The 15,481-nt window shown below is 32.7% G+C and carries 11 protein-coding genes and 1 tRNA gene; 6 read left to right on the top strand and 6 right to left on the bottom strand.

What is annotated here, in order from left to right; genetic code table 11:
- Positions 1-12: 12 nt before the first annotated feature.
- Both PMI10_RS12395 and PMI10_RS12390 read left to right on the top strand, forming a co-directional pair.
- Positions 13-3,723, top strand: coding sequence for a beta strand repeat-containing protein (locus tag PMI10_RS12395; RefSeq protein ID WP_007808364.1), 3,711 nt, complete (start codon positions 13-15; stop codon positions 3,721-3,723).
- Between the two features lie 103 nt (positions 3,724-3,826).
- A complete protein-coding gene (locus tag PMI10_RS12390) occupies positions 3,827-5,227 on the top strand; it encodes a glycosyl hydrolase family 8 (RefSeq protein ID WP_007808362.1) in 1,401 nt (466 codons plus the stop codon).
- A 67-nt stretch (positions 5,228-5,294) separates the two neighbouring features.
- Here PMI10_RS12390 and PMI10_RS12385 read toward each other — a convergent pair whose 3' ends face one another.
- Positions 5,295-7,418: a Tex family protein gene (locus PMI10_RS12385; protein WP_007808360.1), complete on the bottom strand. Its 2,124-nt coding sequence runs from the start codon at positions 7,416-7,418 to the stop codon at positions 5,295-5,297.
- 117 nt (positions 7,419-7,535) lie between these two features.
- Between PMI10_RS12385 and PMI10_RS12380 the strand changes: the two genes are divergently transcribed.
- Complete coding sequence (locus tag PMI10_RS12380) at positions 7,536-7,805, top strand: DUF1294 domain-containing protein (protein WP_007808358.1); 270 nt, start codon at positions 7,536-7,538, stop codon at positions 7,803-7,805.
- Here PMI10_RS12380 and PMI10_RS12375 read toward each other — a convergent pair.
- The 4 genes from PMI10_RS12375 to PMI10_RS12360 form a co-directional block, all read right to left on the bottom strand.
- Positions 7,788-8,930: an ATP-binding protein gene (locus PMI10_RS12375; protein ID WP_007808356.1), complete on the bottom strand. Its 1,143-nt coding sequence runs from the start codon at positions 8,928-8,930 to the stop codon at positions 7,788-7,790. The genes PMI10_RS12380 and PMI10_RS12375 overlap by 18 nt on opposite strands.
- 236 nt (positions 8,931-9,166) lie before the next feature.
- Positions 9,167-10,084 carry a cation diffusion facilitator family transporter gene (locus tag PMI10_RS12370; protein WP_007808354.1) on the bottom strand — a complete coding sequence of 306 codons (918 nt, stop codon included), beginning with the start codon at positions 10,082-10,084 and terminating at the stop codon, positions 9,167-9,169.
- A 6-nt stretch (positions 10,085-10,090) separates the two neighbouring features.
- A complete protein-coding gene (gene rpiB, locus PMI10_RS12365) occupies positions 10,091-10,522 on the bottom strand; it encodes a ribose 5-phosphate isomerase B (RefSeq protein WP_035631816.1) in 432 nt (143 codons plus the stop codon).
- An 812-nt stretch (positions 10,523-11,334) separates the two neighbouring features.
- Positions 11,335-11,568 carry a putative signal transducing protein gene (locus PMI10_RS12360; RefSeq protein ID WP_007808348.1) on the bottom strand — a complete coding sequence of 78 codons (234 nt, stop codon included), beginning with the start codon at positions 11,566-11,568 and terminating at the stop codon, positions 11,335-11,337.
- Between the two features lie 108 nt (positions 11,569-11,676).
- On the opposite strand from PMI10_RS12360, the gene rnr reads away from it, so the two are divergent.
- The 3 genes from rnr to PMI10_RS12345 are packed head-to-tail and all read left to right on the top strand — an operon-like array spanning position 11,677 to position 15,243.
- Positions 11,677-13,857: a ribonuclease R gene (gene rnr / locus PMI10_RS12355; RefSeq protein ID WP_007808347.1), complete on the top strand. Its 2,181-nt coding sequence runs from the start codon at positions 11,677-11,679 to the stop codon at positions 13,855-13,857.
- A gap of 24 nt (positions 13,858-13,881) precedes the next feature.
- On the top strand, positions 13,882-14,550 hold the full coding sequence (locus tag PMI10_RS12350; protein WP_007808346.1) for a head GIN domain-containing protein: 669 nt from the start codon (positions 13,882-13,884) through the stop codon (positions 14,548-14,550).
- A 15-nt stretch (positions 14,551-14,565) separates the two neighbouring features.
- The gene (locus PMI10_RS12345; RefSeq protein ID WP_007808345.1) at positions 14,566-15,243 is read left to right on the top strand and encodes a LysE family translocator; all 678 of its coding nucleotides are present in this window, start codon (positions 14,566-14,568) and stop codon (positions 15,241-15,243) included.
- 129 nt (positions 15,244-15,372) lie between these two features.
- Here PMI10_RS12345 and PMI10_RS22085 read toward each other — a convergent pair.
- Positions 15,373-15,443, bottom strand: a tRNA-Cys gene (locus PMI10_RS22085).
- Between the last annotated feature and the right edge of the window lie 38 nt (positions 15,444-15,481).

The raw sequence follows: 15,481 nt of genomic DNA, 5'->3' as shown, positions 1-15,481 counted from the left end.
AAATTGAAAAAAATGAAAAAAAACAAACTCTTAATTACTATAATACTACTGGGATTCCTAACATTCGGAATGACATACAGTGGTCTTATTAAAGAAAATTTTGTTACCCCATTAGTAAAACAGTTAACGGAATCTGAAAAAAGGTCTGAAAAAAAGATAGCTAAAAGTGAAAGCAAATCGTTTCATACTACAAAAAAAACAAGTGTTAATGCTGCAGCAGCGACTATTTCTGTAACTAATGCAGTAGCTATAAACGGTGGAGGTAATGCTGTACCTGGCTCACAACTTGATTTTACGGTTACAATTAATAATAGTGGAATTGATGATGCTGCGGGAACAACTTTTCAGGATATTTTAGACAGTAATTTAACATTTGTTCCTGGTTCACTTAAAGTAACTCCCATTGCAGTAAATGATTCATATAACTGTATTGGAAATGTTGGAATTACGGTAAATGCGGCCGGAGGAGTTCTAACAAATGATGTTAGCCCTGATGCAACTTCCTTAACGGTAGCTGTCTTGGCGAGCCCCACTAACGGGACATTATCTTTGGCTTCAGATGGTTCTTTTACCTACAATTCAAATGCAGGTTATTCAGGTACTGACAGCTTTACTTATACCTTAACAAGCACTAACGGAAAAACTGATACCGCAACAGTAAGCATTATTGTATCTGCACCAATCTTTTTTGTAAATAGCACAGTGTCTGCAAACGGAAATGGTACTTTATCAAGCCCTTTCAAAACAGTCGACAATGTTACCGGTACAGGTTCAAATCCTATTTTTATTTATAGTGGTGCCAGTGGTACGTCATTAACATTATCTAACAATCAAAAAGTAATTGGCCAGGGAGCTACAACAAGTCTGATATCTCTTTTAGGTATTACTGTGCCAACTTATAGTAATACTCTGCCATCAACTGGTGGTGCAAATCCTACTTTTGCAGTTTTAAACCTTAAATTAAATAATGATGTTGAAGGGATAACGCTTACCGGAACTACTGCAACTATGGCCGGTACAAGTGTTGGTACTTTAAAAGTAAGGGATGTAACTATTACCGGAGGAACTGCTGTTGCTGTAAATATTGGGGCCGGAGGTGCATTAGATTGTATTTTTAAAAGTATTTCAGCAAATGGAGCTTCTAAAGGAATATCTGTAGCTAATGCTACCGGAAGTTTTCAGGTTATTGGTACTGGAACAACTGCCGGATCAGGAGGTACAATTCAAAATATAGCAAACAGAGGTGCCGAATTTATTTCCTGTACAAATGTTACACTTAAAAACATGACTTTTACAAATGCCAATACCTCAACAGGCGTTTGTTCTACACCAGCTGCCGATAATTCTTTATGTAATGGTGCTATTCATTTAAAAACTGTTACAGGAGTTACATTAGATAATATTTCGATTACGGGTACTAACAATGCAACTGGTATAAACATAAATAATGTAACTACTTTTTCACTTAAAAACAGTACTTTAACTGGTTGTGGAAGCAGTACTGCTAATTCAGAAGTCGGTGGTATATATGCATTAAATCTTGGCGGAACCTGTTCTATAACGGATACAAATGTTAACGATTCATGGGGACGCGGTTTTTTTGCCTATAATGGTATTCTGTCAACAAATCCAACATTGAATTTGACCGTAACCGGATGTCAGTTTAAAAATTCTTTTAACAAGGCAAACGGTGGGAATAATTTTATTTTTCAGGGTTACGGATCATCAAATAATACGTTAACCTTAAAAGGAAATGATTTTTCTAATGCTAAAGAATATGGTTTAACATTAAATTTTGGTGGCAGTTCAACAAACAACGTACAGGTAGGAGGAAATCTGGTAGCAGATGGAAACATTATAAATGCTGCCGTCTCAAGTCCAGGAAGCAATGGTTTGTCATTGCAATCAACAGGAACATCAACCGTAAACTATAATGTAATAAACAATACCTTAAAATCAAGTTTTAATGGTAGTTTCACCTGTAACATTGGTAATCAGGGTACCGGAACTATGAAAGGCCGAATCAATAATAACACTATTGATGGTGGAGGAATTGGGTCTTCGTGTAATGGTATTTCAGTTGCTGCTTACGGAAATGCTAAACATATTACAGAAATATTAAATAATACTATTACTAACATCACCAACTACGGTATTGTTTCTGAAGCTAATGATAATAACGCAACAGGTACTGCCCGAATGGATGCTACTATAAAAAATAATACAATTAATTTAGTGACGAATGCGTATGCACACGTTAGCGTAATTGCAGTTGGGAATGTTTCGGCAAGTCCTTTAATAAGTGCGGCCAATATAGGAGGCAATACAACTAACAGCCCTGTTACCGGTTTGGCGGCAGGAACTTTCGATGTTCTTTCTTTAGGAACAAATAGTCAGGTTATTTTACAAGGAACAACTGCATATACAAATGGAACAGGCGACAGAACTGCAGCACTTACCACTTTTTGGAATGCTAATAATACCGGACCTAGAACGGCTATTGATGAAGTAGGCGGAGGAACAATAATATCCGGAACTGCTTTGGTTCCAGACAATGCTTCGGCCTCAAAATTTGTAACTACTCCTAAAATTGAAGAAGAATCAGCTCCAATAACCCAAACTCAAAATATCACTGAAAACAATGCTTCAACTGCAAAAAATACTGCAAAAGCAACATCCGGAGAAACAATTTCTGTTGGACCATTTACTTTACCGGCAGGAAAAAGTACAATTATAACATTTAGTGCAACAATCAATGCTGCTAATACATTGCCTGCCAGTACATGTGCTGTAACAAATCAGGCAACTGTAAACGGTTCTAATTTTACAACTGTAAATTCTAATATTACAACCACTTCGATTAAACCTGTAAATGCAACATTTACAAATACTACTGAAAATATTCCTTGTTTAGGAACTGCTACTGTAAGTTTAAATGCCACTTGTCCGTTAAATACAACGGCTACCTGGTACACAGCATTATCTGGAGGTACCAGTTTTGCTACAGGTAATTCAGTAACAGCAACACCTACAGTAAACAATACTACCTATTGCGTAGCTTGTGAAGCAGCCTATTGTGCAAGTGACAGACTGTTGGTCAAAACTGTTACCGGAACTCCTTCAACGTCTTCTTCTCAAACAGTTTCTGCTTGCGATAGTTATTTCTGGTCAGAAAATAGTACGACCTATACAACATCCGGAACTTATACTAATGTTGTTGGGTGTGATACCAAAACGTTGAATTTAACAATAAGTAATTCATCAGCTATTAATGCAACTGTAACAGTAAATTCTGGTTTATTAACCGCCAATCAGTCGGGAGCAACATACCAATGGTATCAGTGTCCGAATACATTATTGACAAATGAAACAAACCAATCTTATACAGCTTTAGCGAATGGTGATTATAAAGTTGAGATAACAATGGGTGATTGTACAGTAACTTCCAGTTGTGTCATTGTAAGCAATCTTGCAGTTAATGAATTCAAACAAAACGAATTTAAAATTTACCCAAATCCTAGTAAAGGAATGGTAAATATTGTTACTCCATATAAAGGAAATTACATTATTGCAGACATATTAGGAAAGACTTTGAAATCATTTAATTTAGATGAAAATATAGTTACTGTTTTAAATTTAGAAAATCTGTCCGACGGCACATATTTTATTAAAAATAATAGTAACAATAAAATAAAAACTCAAAAATTAATAATAAAAAAATAAGCTAATTTATAGCGTTTTTAAAGCCCAAAATTGTAATTACAGTTTTGGGCTTTTATATTATATAAAAAATCTTACTTTTACACTTCCCTAAATTTATATAAATATGAAAAACCTATTTTTAGCTGCAGCTTTTATTCTTTGTTTTAAAAGTTATTCGCAAACCCAGCCCTTTCCTGCAAATAAAACCTATGTAAATGGTTTAATGGCAGCTTCAAAAAACAGTCAGGATGTTACTGATAGCTACACAACCTGGAAAACCAATTTTGTAGAAACTTGTAACAATGGTCGTTACCGCGTAAAAAATGGTACTAATCCTTCTTCACAAACTTTTTCTGAAGGAATTGGTTACGGAATGTTACTATCTGCCTATATGGCTGATAAAACTCTTTTTGACGGACTATGGCTATATTACAAAGACAATGTAAACGGCAATAGGGTAATGAATTGGAGAATTAATGGCTGTTCAGGAACTGACGGTGCGAACGGTGCTACTGATGCCGAATTAGACGCCGCTTTTGCATTAATTGTTGCCGATTATCAATGGGCAAGTGCCGGTACAATTAATTATAAAAGTGATGCCCAAACATTAATTACTGCTATTAAAACTCATGAAGTTGAAGCTAATACTTTTGTACTCAAGCCAGGGGATGCCTTCGGTGGAAGCCAAATAACAAATCCTTCTTATTTTTCGCCTGCTTATTACCGCGCTTTTGGAACTTTTACCAACGATACTTCCTTTTGGAATTCAGTTGCGTCAAAAGCCTACACCGTTATCAACAGTAATTTAACCCAAAACAATGCCGTTGGCGGATTAGTATCTGATTGGTGTGAAGCTTCCGGAAATTATTCATCAGAAGCAAATGGATATGCCAATCAAGGTAAAACATATACTTATGATGCGGCCAGAACCCCATGGAGAATTGCAGTTGATTATTTATGGTACGGTACTACAGCTGCGAAAACGTATTCTGAAAAATCATCAGATTTTGTGCGTCTAACTTTAGGTGGTACTGCTAATATTAAAGATGGTTATAACCAAAACGGAGCACTAATCGGACAATGGCACAACGCTCCTTTTGTCGGGGCATTTGCCTGTGCTGCTATGGGAGGAGGTAATCAGGCACATTTGGATGCTTCGTATACAGATTTAAAAAACTTAAACGAACCGGGCAATTATTTTAATCATACTTTAAAAACTTTGTATTTATTGGCTTTAACAGGTAATTTTTATTTACCTCCAAATGCTACTTTATCTAACAACGATTTCGAATTAGAAAAATCGGCTATTACTTTATATCCAAATCCAAGTAATGATAAATTTACCGTTTCTGCACCGGAAAAATCTCTGATTTCAATAATTTCTCCACAGGGAAATATTATCTCAGAACAAAAAACAACTTCTGAAACTACAGAGATAAATTTAGCAAATCATTCTTCAGGTTTATATTTGATAAAAATTACAAGTGATAATAAAAGCATTACTAAAAAGGTAATTTTAAAATAAAACCTTAAAACAGAAAAAATCCCAAACTACGATTGTAATTTGGGATTTTTTTTATTTTATAATAATTTTAAAGTATCATCGTCAACTGAATTCTCTTTCTGTCTTCATCAACCTCAGTAACCTTAACATCAACATGCTGATGTAATTTTACCACTTCATTCACATCGCTCACAAAGCCCGCTTTCAATTGCGAAATATGAACCAGTCCGCTTTCTTTGATTCCAATATCAACAAAACAGCCGAAATTGGTAATGTTATTCACAATTCCCGGTAAAATCATTCCGGTTCTTACATCTTTGATTGATTTTACGTTTGCATCAAATTCAAAAACCTTTGCAGACTTTCTTGGGTCCAATCCAGGCTTTTCAAGCTCTTTAATGATATCTTTTAAGGTTAATAAACCAATTTCAGGTGTAATATAGTTTTCGGCCTTAATTAATACTGTTTTCTCTTTGTTTGCAATTAAGTCGTTTACCGATACTTTTAAATCTTTAGCCATTTTTTCAACAACCGGATAAGCCTCCGGATGCACAGCCGAATTATCTAGAGGATTTTTTGCATTCGAAATCCTGATAAATGCCGCGCCTTGCTGATACGCTTTGTCACCCAGACGAGGGACTTTTTTCAGCTGTTTTCTATCTTCAAAAGGACCATTTTCTGAGCGGTATTGCACAATGTTTTCGGCAAGCTTCTCTCCTATTCCACTCACATAACTTAATAAATGTTTACTCGCCGTGTTAATATTAATTCCTACCGAGTTTACACAACGAATTACTGTATTATCAAGTTCTTCTTTTAGTTTAGTCTGATCAACATCGTGTTGGTATTGCCCTACTCCGATAGCTTTCGGATCGATTTTTACCAATTCAGCCAAAGGATCAGAAAGTCGTCGCCCGATAGAAACCGAACCACGAACCGTAACATCATAATTTGGAAATTCTTCTCTCGCAATTTTTGATGCCGAATATACAGAAGCTCCTGCCTCCGAAACGATAAAAACCTGCAGCGGTTTGTCGAACGCGATTTTTTTTATAAAAAATTCTGTTTCTCTTGAAGCCGTTCCGTTTCCGATAGAAATGGCGTCAATTTGATACGCATTTACCATCGATCGAATTTTTTTTATCGCCATTGCCTCTTCGTTTTGAGGCGCATGTGGATAAATCGTTTCGTTGTATAATAAATCCCCTTTTTCGTCCAGACACACAACTTTACAGCCGCTTCTGAACCCCGGATCGATTGCCAGTATTCTTTTTTCACCCAAAGGCGGCGCTAATAATAACTGTCCTAAATTGTTCGCAAAAACCTGAATCGAATTGGCATCTGCTTTTGCTTTTGCTTCCTGCAAAGTTTCATTTCCAATCGCCGGATTCAATAAACGTTTGTAACTGTCTTCAATTGCTAATTGCAAATGTGCGGTGGTACTATTTTGTTTTTTAATGATTATTTCGTCAATAATATCGTAAGCTTCATCAAGATCTACTTCTACTTTCATTTTTACAAAACCTTCATTTTCGGCACGAAGCATTGCCAATAATCTATGTGAAGGTGCTTTTGTCAATGGTTCCTGCCAATCAAAATACTGACTGAATTTTTGTGCATTTTCATCGTCTTTTTTAGTTTTTACCACTTTGGTTGCGATTGTCGCTTTTCGCTGATATAACCTTCTTAATTGTTTACGAACATATATATTTTCGTTAATCCATTCGGCAATAATATCTCGTGCTCCCTGAATTGCGGCTTCTTCATTAATAACATTATCATTAATATATTGTGTTGAAATAAAATCGACATCGACATCATTTTCCGCCATTATAATTTTGGCCAATGGCTCTAAACCAAACTCGCGGGCAACATCCGCTTTGGTTTTTTTCTTCTTTTTAAAAGGCAGATAAAAATCTTCTATTTCCTGTAAGTCGAAACTTTGTTCAATCTTTTGCTTTAATTCCGGCGTAAGCGATTTTTGTTCTTCAATAGATTTTAAAACTGCTTCTTTACGTTTTACAATCGTTTCATACTCTTTTTGAAGTTTGGCAATCTGTTCAATTACAACCTCGTCAAGATTTCCTGTAGTATCTTTTCGATAACGGGAAATAAACGGAATCGTACAATCTTCTTCTAGTAATTTTACCGTGTTCTGAATGTTAATCGCTGCTGTTTGGACAGTCTTGGCAATGAATTGAATATTAGTCATACTTTTAATGAAATAATTTCTTAATTATAAAATAAGATAATCTGCCACTTAAAACCATAGTCGCAAATTGATCATTCACCTGGCTAAAATAATATCTTTGTTTCTAATTTTAAGCCTATGAAAATTTTATTAATATATTTTTTAATTGTAAATGGTTTTACTTTTCTCATCGCCGGATATGATAAGTATCTGGCAGGCAAAAATAAACGCAGGATTCCTGAAAAAATGCTTTTCTCTTTTGCTCTTTTTGGCGGTTCGGCCGGATTATTATTGGCTATGTTGATTTTTAAACATAAAACGAGTAAATCCTCTTTTATTGTGAAATTTTCTGCAATTTTTCTTATTCAGATTATGGTAGTTTATCTTAAATTAAGTGATAAAATCTAAATAATTAGCCTTATTTATAAGATTGAAAACCGCGTCAGGATAAGCTTTTGCAAATGCAGTTGGAATTTTTACCTTTTTATTTTCATTCCACTTAAATTCAAATCCTTCAAGATTATCTCCTTTTTCTTCCAGCCAATCCAATTCTTGCTGATCATAAGTACGCCAAAAATAATTGTTAGTTTTTATTTTCTGATAATTCTGTTTTTTTATTCTTTCGTAAGCTAAATAATTCTCCCATAAATCGCCAACATCGTTTCTTGAATCAAGTGTATTAAAATTGTTGATAATAGCATTTCGAATACCATTATCATAAAAATACCATCGGTTTGATTTCACTATCTCTTTGCGTAAGTTTCGACTAAAACCTTCTACTTTAAAAAGGATAAATACTTTCGAAAGTAAATCTAAATAGTTGGCAACCGTATTTTTTGAGAGCTGCAATTGATTAGCCAATTCCTGAACCGAAACTTCTTTTCCTATTTGATAAGCTATTAAGCGTAGTAAATCATAAATTTTATCAGCATGTTTGATGCCTTCAAAAACCAAAATGTCTTTTAATAAATACGAATTGATAATTTCAAAAAGATACTCTTTTTTATCTTGCCAACTGTCATATTGCACTAATTCGGGATAACCGCCAAAAAGCATTCTCTCTTCTAAATTTTCGAGTGTTTGTTTATAATTTTCATTTTCAGAAAATTCAATCTGCGACAAGGGAAATAAATATAATGTGTTTTTTCTTCCAACTAATGGTTCACCTAATTTATTACTCAAATCAAACATCGATGAACCTGTGGCAATAATTTTGATTCCTTCAATTGAATCCACGACCAATTTAAGAATTAAACCTATTTCAGCAATATTCTGGGCCTCATCGATTACTAATAAATCAATGCCTGATAAAAGTCGTTTATAGTTATGAACAGAACGTTCTTTAAGTAAATTAGCATCATTAATATCTTCCCCATTAAGTTGTAAATAACTATTGACTGGAATTTCTTCCAAATAATTTTTGATAAGTTCTGTTTTTCCAACACGCCTTGCTCCTAGTAAAATCAAGACTTTGTTTGGAATTACTTTTTTTTTAAATTCTTGTATTATTGCTCTTTTTAAATGCTTTTTCATTCTATTTAAGTTAGAATTACATTACAAAGATACTGAATTAATGTAAATTGAGTCAGTCTGTTGACTGAATTAATGTAAATTGAGTCAGTCTATTGACTGAATTAACGTTTTTATAAAAATGGGTGAATTATAAAATCCGGCTGGTTTACTATTTCTTTGGTGCGTAGCACCCAATTTTTTTGAAATATTTGATACTTCAGAAGTAGGACTTATTTAATTAATATGAAAAATGAGATTTACTCATTCTGAAGAACATATTCTTTATTACAATCTTTTCCAAAATCAGGTTGAATTGTACAATGACTAATATGAAAATCATGAAATAAAACTTCTTCAATTTCTGAAACAATCACGTTAAATTCTGAAATCGAGATATTCTCTTTACAATCTAAATGTGCTTCAAAGTGAAGTTCATTATCATTTAAATGCCAAAGGTGGATGTGGTATAAACGATGATTTCCAGAAATTTTATGAATTTTTTCAGCAATTTCTTCAATATTTAAATCTTTCGGTGTAAAAAGCAAAAGCATTTTTGTTGAAGATTTTAATAATTCGAAACTCATGAAAATGAGGTAAATCGCAATTGCTAATGTAATGACGCTGTCAACCCAAAACCACTGGAAATATTTCATTAAAAATCCACCTGCCAAAACAGCGGCAGATGCCATCATATCTGTAAAAAGATGTAAATAAGCAGATCGCATATTTAAGTTATGGTCTGCATCTTTTTTTATGATTAAAGCCGAAAAACCATTGAAAGCAATTCCTAAAACTGACAACCAAATAACCAGATCAGAACTAATAATGACTGGTGCTGAAAATCTCACAATTGCTTCATAAATCAAGAAAATGGCTACTATAATTAAAGTTGCCGCATTTATAAATGCGGCAAGAAGTTCTGCTCTTTTATAACCAAATGTACTTGAAGAATTTGGTTTTTTCTTTGCCAATTTATGTGCCACAAAACTTAAAATCAAAGAAATAACATCACTAAAATTATGAAGCGCATCAGATAGTAAAGATAAACTTCCCGATATAAATCCGCCAATAATTTGTGCAACAGTAATACCAATATTCAAAACAATCGAAATTGATAAATTTTTACCTGTTACTTCGTGTGAATGTCCGTGATGATGACTGTGGTTATGACCCATTTTTATTTATTGACAAGCAATTTTGTTCACTCTGTTTTGGTGTCTTCCGCCTTCAAATTCAGTATTCAGAAAAGTTTCAACCATTTCTACTGCTTGCGGAATTGAGGTAAAACGCGCCGGGATACTAATAATGTTAGCATCATTATGTAAGCGTACTAAAACTGCAATTTCTTTCGTCCAACATAAACCAGCTCTTACTTTTGGGTGTTTATTAACCGTCATTGCAATTCCGTTTCCACTTCCGCAGATTACAATTCCATAATCGGCTTTTCCTTCAGAAACATCATTCGCAACCGGATGTCCAAAATCAGGATAATCAACAGAATCTTCAGAATCTGTTCCATAATTGGTTACTTCATGTCCTTTTGCTTTCAGCATAGCAACTATTGCTTTTTTGTATTCCGGTCCTGCGTGATCGTTTCCTATCGAAATTTTCATTGTAAATAATATTTTTAAGTTGTGTCCTGCAAATTTAGCCAAAGAATATCGTAGCTGCACACTAATTAGGAAAAAGTTAGCCATGAATTTCACAAATTTGCACTAATTTTTTTCTTTAAACTTAAAAAGTACGCCTAAATAATTAAATTATAATTCGGGCATATTTTATGAAATTCGTGGAGAAAAAAACATAATTTATAACTCACTTTATATCAAAGCATTATCTGTTATCAACAATTTTTAAATCTCTATAATATACTGATTATCAATTAATAATAAATATTTTTTTTGTTAAAATTTAAGAATGTTAATACAAAATCATAATTCGTTGATATTCAGTTAACTTTAAATTAACATTATTTGTTGATAAGTCAAGATAGAAAATCAGAAGTATTTTTTGGTTGTGTCGAAAAAAAACCTAATCCAAAATCCGAATGAAATAACCTAATAAAGTTTGATGAATTTTTATAAAAGTTATCAATACCAAAAATGCCATTTTCAACAAAATTCACTTTATGAAGTTATCTACAAAATGAATTCGTTTTTAGTTGTGAACCGTTGTTAATTAAAATACAAAAAGTCTTATAAATTAATCATTTAACAAAATATAACTATGTTGATAACTCTATATAAATAAGTAAAACTTCATTTCAATACATTTAAAAATAAAATTATTGCACATATTAACACGCTATAATAACCATCAAAAATTAATTAAATTTAAATTTTTCTTTTTGTTGTATTTAATATATGTTGACAACTTTGAAAGTTTAAAAAGAAAAAAAATATTTAAAATTGGAAAATAGATTGGTTTAAACGATTTTGAGAGGATTGTTAAGACTGTCCAGAATTTCCTGAACCTGTTCGAAATCGTTGGGATGAACTTTGAGTTTGATGCCACCGAGCGCTGCAGAATACATTGGTACAACAGAAAGTGTCATTTCATTTTCAAAAAAATAAGGAATTCCTTCCTGCTCTAATAAATGTTTAAGAATAACCGTTTCGTGGTCGTAATTGAATATGGCAATCGTTTTAAAGCTTTCCATAAAGGTCTTTTTGTAAAGATACTAAAGTTATAATTTTAATAATTCTAATTGTTAAAATCTGTTATCTGATATCTTATTTGTAATTTTAAACTTTATAAGAAAAGATATATGAGTAAGAAAATTAGAAAGCCGATAAAAAATGAGAAGGATTTCTCAAGTAAAATATTAAAGATTTTATCGCAAAGCCCAAATAAAGCATTTAATTACAAACAGATAGGAGCAAAGTTAGAACTTGACGATACAAAAAGCAGAAACGAGATTATAAAAGATTTAAAAATCCTGGCTGCTTCAAAAAAAATAGTAGAATCTGAACCTGGTAAATATTTGGTAAAAGCAATTAGTCAGGATTATTACGAAGGAACAATAGATATGACAAGCCGTAAAACAGCTTATTTTATTTGCCCTGATTTTACGGAAGATGTTTTTATCCCTACCAATAATTTGAATCGTGCACTGGATAAAGACAAAGTAAAAGTTTACGTTTATAACCGAAGAAAAGGAAAAAGACCTGAAGGTGAGGTAATTGAAGTTATAGAAAGAAATAAAACAGATTTTGTCGGAGTAATAGATATTCAGGCAAATTTTGCTTTTGTTTCAACTGCAAATCCTAAAATGTATACGGATATTTTTATTCCGAAAGATAAAATTGGAGAAGCTGAAAATGGTGATGTTGTTTTAGTTACAATTGAAGACTGGCCAAAAAGAGCTGATAGTCCGTTTGGATCTGTAATTCGTGTTTTAGGAAAACCAGGAGAACATAATACTGAGATTCATGCTATTTTGGCTGAATATGGTTTGCCTGCAGATTTTCCGGTAGAAGTAGAGGTGTATGCACAAAAAATTGATACTTCAATTCAGGAATCTGAAATTGCTAAACGTCGTGATATGCGTGATACGCTAACATTTACGATAGATCCAAAAGATGCAAAAGATTTTGATGATGCCTTGTCTTTCAAAAAATTAGAGAACGGAAATTACGAAATAGGAATTCATATTGCCGATGTTTCCTATTATTTGGAAGAAGGAACAATTTTAGATGACGAAGCTTATCAAAGAGCAACTTCAGTGTATTTGGTCGATAGAGTAGTGCCAATGCTTCCTGAAGTTTTATCTAATTTTGCCTGTTCATTACGTCCGAATGAAGAGAAATATACGTTTTCTGCTGTTTTTGAAGTTTCTCCAACATCGCAGGTTATTAACCAATGGTTTGGAAGAACAGTAATTTATTCTGACCAGAGATTTGCTTATGAAGAAGCACAATATATCATTGAAACAAAAGACAATACGATTCCGATTGATATTTCAATTACTGGAGAATCTTATGTTGTTTCAGATGAAATTGTAGATGCAACTTTAAAATTAGATGAATTAGCTAAGATTTTAAGAAAGAAAAGAATGGCCAATGGAGCAATTTCTTTTGATAAAGTTGAAGTAAAATTTAATTTAGATGCTGAAGGTGAGCCGGAAGGAGTTTATTTTAAAATTTCAAAAGACGCTAATCATCTTATTGAAGAATTCATGCTTTTGGCCAACAGAAAAGTCGCAGAATATATTGGTAAACAAAAGAAAACATTTGTTTACAGAATCCACGATGAACCAAATGAAGATAAATTAATTGCGATGGCAGCTGTAATTGCTAAATTTGGTTATAAAATTGATTTCCGTAATAAAGGCGATATTTCAAAATCATTAAATGCTTTGATGGAAGAGGTAAATGGTAAAAAAGAGCAGAATTTAATTGATACTCTTGCTATTAGAAGTATGAGTAAAGCTAAATATTCGACAGATAATATTGGTCATTATGGTTTAGCTTTTGATTATTACAGTCACTTTACATCGCCAATTCGTCGTTATCCTGATGTTATGGTGCATAGATTATTACAATATTATCTTGATGGAGGCAAATCTGTAGATGAAGAAATTTATGAAACCAAATCTCAGCATTGTTCTAATATGGAAAGTTTAGCGACTAATGCTGAGCGTGACAGTATTAAATATATGCAGGTTAAATACATGCAGGATCATCAGGATGAAGAGTTTTTGGGTGTTATTTCCGGTGTTACCGAATGGGGAATTTATGTTGAAATCATTTCCAACAAGTGTGAAGGAATGGTTAGAATCCGTGAAATAAAAGATGATTATTATACTTTTGATGAAAAGCAGTATGCCTTAGTTGGTGCGACATCAAACAGTATTTTACAATTAGGAGATGAAATTTACGTTAAAGTAAAAAATGCAGATTTGGTTAAAAAACAATTAGATTTTCATTTTTTACGAAGAGCTGAATAGTTGTTAAATTAAAAAAAGAAAAACATGAAAAAATTAATTATAGGTGCTTCAATATTAGTTGCGCAATTGTCTTTTGGTCAGGTTACCAAAGAATTAGGAGATTTTGATTCTGTAAAAGTATTCGATAAATTACATGTAAAATTAGTACAATCGTCAGATAATAAGATTGTAATAAAAGGAGCCCGAGAATCTGAAGTTGAAGTGGTTAATAAACAAGGGTTATTAAAATTAAGAATGCCTTTCCCAAAATTATTGTCAGGTGATGATTTAGATATTACTGTTTATTATAAACATATAGAACTTATTGATGTTAATGAAGGGGCAGTAGTTACAAGTAAAGAAACTATAAAAGCAACTTCTTTTAAGGTTAGTGCACAAGAAGGAGGTAAAATAAATGCAGATGTAGATGTAGATAAACTAAATGTAAGTTCTGTTTCGGGAGGAGAAATTACTTTATCAGGTAAAGCTTCAAACCAGGATGCAAAATTAGGAGCCGGTGGTTATCTTTTAGCAAGTAAATTAGATACTGCTCAAACGAAAGTAAGTGTTTCTGCGGGAGGAAAAGCAGATGTGAATGCTTCTACTTTAGTTGATGCAAAAGTTAGCGCAGGAGGCTCTATTTACATTTATGGAAAACCAAAACAAATTAATCAGAAAACAGTTTTTGGAGGAAAAATAGAAGAAATAAAGTAAACTAATCGTATTTTAATGATAAATGATATTTTAGCTGGGCTGCCATGGGGACTTTTTTTAAGTTTTATGATTGGCCCGGTATTTTTTATACTACTGGAAACCAGTATTACAAAAGGATTCAGAGCTGCAATAGTTTTTGATCTTGGTGTAGTATTAGGTGATATATTTTTTATAGCAATCGCTTATTTAGGAAGTTACAGACTAATTCAGAGCCTAAAAGATAAACCTGCTCTTTTTATTTTTGGAGGAATTATAATGCTGGCATATGGTATTATTTCTTTTGTAAAATTAAAAAAAGAAGAAAAGATTAATGACGAAGAAATAGATCGTGATATTATAAAAAGAAACTACGGAAGTCTGTTTATAAAAGGCTTTTTATTGAATATTATTAATATTGGTGTTCTTGGTTTTTGGCTGGCTGTTATTATTTCTGTCGGGCCAAAATTAGAAATGCAAAATTCAAGAATGTTTACTTTTTTTACTGCAGTTATTGTAACTTATTTACTGGTTGATTGTATTAAGATATTATTAGCCAAACAATTAAAGTCTAAAATGACACCAAGCAATATTCTAAAAATAAAAAAAGTTATTAGTATTGTTTTAATGGTTTTTGGAGTTGCTTTAATGATTCAGGGCTGGTTTCCTAAAGAAAAAGAAATGGTAAAAAATGCTTTTGAAAAGATTGAAAAGTAGCTGTTAATAATTGAAAAATATAAATTTAAACCTCTCAAATCGAGAGGTTTTTTGTGTTTATAAGTTACAGTTTCTCTAAGGACAAAAACAAGCATAAAAAAAACCTCCAAGTTTCCTTGAAGGTTTTTGAGGCATCGTCCGGATTCGAACCGGAGTAGGAGCTTTTGCAGAGCCCAGCCTAGCCGCTCGGCCACGACGCCGTAGTTGAACGGACGGCAAAAGTAACTAAAATCTTTAA

Origin of the sequence: Flavobacterium sp. CF136, assembly GCF_000282055.1 — a bacterium.
Lineage (GTDB): Bacteria > Bacteroidota > Bacteroidia > Flavobacteriales > Flavobacteriaceae > Flavobacterium.
This window is presented reverse-complemented; position numbering and strand designations above follow the sequence as displayed.